The sequence below is a fragment of the Streptomyces sp. NRRL B-24085 genome, assembly GCF_001282115.1.
Lineage (GTDB): Bacteria > Actinomycetota > Actinomycetes > Streptomycetales > Streptomycetaceae > Streptomyces.
The window spans coordinates 1-3,013 of record NZ_LJBR01000484.1 but is presented as its reverse complement, the minus strand read 5'-3'; the positions used below and the strand labels follow the sequence as shown (position 1 = coordinate 3,013).

At 72.5% G+C, this 3,013-nt stretch carries 3 protein-coding genes; 1 reads left to right on the top strand and 2 read right to left on the bottom strand.

The features are described from left to right. Positions 1-20 precede the first annotated feature (20 nt). Positions 21-845 (bottom strand): sugar phosphate isomerase/epimerase family protein, encoded by an 825-nt coding sequence (locus tag AOJ26_RS37430; protein WP_053852813.1) that lies wholly within the window; start codon positions 843-845, stop codon positions 21-23. A gap of 115 nt (positions 846-960) precedes the next feature. After that, complete coding sequence (locus tag AOJ26_RS37425; protein ID WP_053852812.1) at positions 961-1,902, bottom strand: Ppx/GppA phosphatase family protein; 942 nt, start codon at positions 1,900-1,902, stop codon at positions 961-963. 71 nt (positions 1,903-1,973) lie between these two features. Here AOJ26_RS37425 and AOJ26_RS37420 point away from each other — a divergent pair, with 71 nt between their 5' ends. Next, the gene (locus AOJ26_RS37420; RefSeq protein WP_053852811.1) at positions 1,974-2,831 is read left to right on the top strand and encodes a hypothetical protein; all 858 of its coding nucleotides are present in this window, start codon (positions 1,974-1,976) and stop codon (positions 2,829-2,831) included. Positions 2,832-3,013 lie beyond the last annotated feature (182 nt).

The following is a 3,013-nucleotide window of genomic DNA, read 5'->3' as shown; positions in this document are numbered from 1 at the left end:
TCGCCCGCCTCCACCTCGCCTCACCGCCGCGGCACCTTCACCGGTGAGGCCAGGTGGAGGCGGGCGAAGGCCAGGGCCTCGGCGAGGTCGGCCTCGCGTTCGGCGCCGGACATCGCGCGGCGGGTGTTGACCTCGATGACGACATGGCCGTCGAAGCCGGTCAGCGCGAGGCGCTCCAGGAGCTCGGCGCAGGGCTGGACGCCGCGCCCCGGCACGAGGTGCTCGTCCTTCGCGGAGCCCTTGCCGTCGGCGAGGTGGACGTGGCCGAGCCGGTCTCCCATCCGGTCGACCATCTGCATCGCGTCGGTCCGGGAGGTCGCGGCGTGGCTGAGGTCGATCGTGAAGTGCCGGTAGTCGTCCTTGGTGACGTCCCAGTCGGGGGCGTAGGCGAGCATCTCGCGGTCGCGGTAGCGCCAGGGGTACATGTTCTCGACGGCGAACCGTACGTCCGTCTCGTTCGCCATGCGCCAGATGCCGCTCACGAAGTCACGGGCGTACTGGCGCTGCCAGCGGAACGGCGGGTGCACGACGACCGTGCTCGCGCCCAGCTTCTCGGCGGCCGCCCGGGCCCGCTGGAGCTTGACCCAGGGGTCCGTGGACCACACCCGCTGCGTGATGAGCAGGCAGGGGGCGTGCACGGCGAGTATGGGGATGCCGTGATAGTCGGAGAGGCGGCGCAGGGCCTCGATGTCCTGGCTGACCGGGTCGGTCCACACCATGACCTCGACGCCGTCGTACCCGAGACGCGCGGCGATCTCGAAGGCCGTCGCCGTCGACTCCGGGTAGACGGAGGCCGTCGAGAGGGCGACCTTCGCATCCGGGATCCGTACGACTGGTTCTGCCACGGTCGTCAGCCTACGGCGTCCGCCGGGGTGGGACGGAACGCCCGCCAGCCGTTGTGGCGCTTGCCACTGGGCGGGTGCGGGTGCACCGCGGTCGCACGCACGTCTCCCCGCGCCCCTAGATCCCCTGCGCGGAACCCATGTGGTCGAGTCTGCGCAGGATCACGCCTTCCCGCAGCGCCCACGGACAGATCTCGACCGTTTCCACGCCGAACAGATCCATCGCGCCCTCGGCGACCAGGGCGCCCGCCAGGAGCTGGTTCGCCCTGCCCTCCGAGACGCCCGGGAGTTCCGCCCGCTGCTCCGTCGTCATCCCGGCCAGCCTCGGGACCCATGCCTCCAGGGACTCGCGCTTGAGCTCGCGCTGGACGTAGAGGCCCTCGGCGGAGCGGGCCGCGCCGGCCAGGCGGGCGAGCTGCTTGAAGGTCTTGGAGGTGGCGACCACGTGGTCGGGGGCGCCGAAGCGGGCGAACTCGCCGACCGTACGGGCGATCTGGGCGCGCACGTGCCGTCGCAGGGACCGGACGTCGTCCGGGGCCGGGGGGTCGCCGGGGAGCCAGCCGGCCGTGAGGCGGCCCGCGCCCAGCGGCAGGGAGACCGCCGCGTCCGGTTCCTCGTCGATGCCGTAGGCGATCTCCAGGGAGCCGCCGCCGATGTCGAGGACCAGGAGCTTGCCCGCCGACCAGCCGAACCAGCGGCGGGCGGCGAGGAAGGTGAGACGGGCCTCCTCGGCGCCGGTGAGGACCTGGAGCTCGACGCCGGTCTCGGCCCGCACGCGCGCGAGGACGTCGTCGGCGTTGCCGGCCTCGCGGACGGCGGAGGTCGCGAACGGCAGCAGGTTCTCGACGCCCTTGTCCTCGGCGGCCTGGAGCGCGTCCTTGACGACCGAGACCAGTTTCTCGACGCCCTCGGGACCGATCGCCCCGGCCTCGTCGAGGAGTTGGGCAAGGCGCAGTTCCGCCTTGTGCGAGTGCGCGGGCAGGGGGCGTGCGCCGGGGTGCGCGTCCACCACCAGCAGGTGCACCGTGTTCGATCCCACGTCGAGGACACCGAGTCTCATGTAGGGAACGCTACTGCCAGCAGGGCGTTCGACTGTCTCCGGAGGGGCCTCGGGCGACTTACCCTGGACGCGTGCCAAAGACGAAAAAGGTGAAGGACGACAAAACGGCCGTTTCTGCCGACGGTCCTTCGCGGGTGAAGCCGCCGAAGCAGTCGCGGAAGGCCATGAAGGCTCTGAAGGCGGACGAGAAGGGCCTCGACTTCGCGCGCGCGTGGGTGGAGTTCCCGGATCCGGCGGACGACGAGCAGGTCTTCCGCTGCGATCTGACATGGCTGACCTCTCGGTGGAACTGCATCTTCGGCAGCGGCTGCCAGGGCATCCGGGCGGGCCGGGCGGACGACGGGTGCTGCACCCTGGGCGCCCACTTCTCCGACGAGGAGGACGAGCAGCGGGTCGCGGAGCACGTGGCGCGGCTCACGCCGGACATCTGGCAGCACCACGCCGAGGGCACCCGGGGCGGCTGGGTCTCGGAGGACGAGGACGGCGACCGGCAGACCCGCCCCTTCGAGGGCTCCTGCATCTTCCAGAACCGGCCCGGCTTCCCGGGCGGCCAGGGCTGCTCGCTGCACATCCTGGCACTGCGGGAGGGCCGCGAGCCGCTGGAGACCAAGCCGGACGTCTGCTGGCAGCTCCCGGTGCGGCGGACGTACGAGTGGATCGACCGGCCCGACGACACCCGCGTCCTCCAGGTGTCCATCGGGGAGTACGACCGGCGCGGCTGGGGCCCGGGCGGCCACGACCTGCACTGGTGGTGCACGTCGGCGACCTCGGCACACGGCGCCGGCGACCCGGTCTACGTCTCCTACCGCCCCGAGCTGATCGAACTGATGGGCAAGGCGGGCTACGACCGCCTGGTCGAGCTGTGCGAGCAACGCCTGGCCTCCCAACTGCCCCTGGTGGCCCCGCATCCGGCGGACCCGACCGGCTGAGCGGTGGGGACGGGGGTGCCGGGGGCTCGCCCGCGGTGGCGGCCTCTCCGGACACCCCGGACGGCTCCCCCGGCACCCCTGACGGCTCCCCCGGCACTCGTCACGACGCCGACGGACTCGGTTCGTCACCGTCCGTCGGTGAGGCCGTCGGGCTCGCCGGGCCGGACGGGGTGGGGTCCGTC

What these genes read in the sequence shown, in the direction of transcription:
- AOJ26_RS37425 (WP_053852812.1), bottom strand. Translation starts at nt 1,902, where the DNA reads ATGAGACTCGGTGTCCTCGACGTGGGATCGAACACGGTGCACCTGCTG.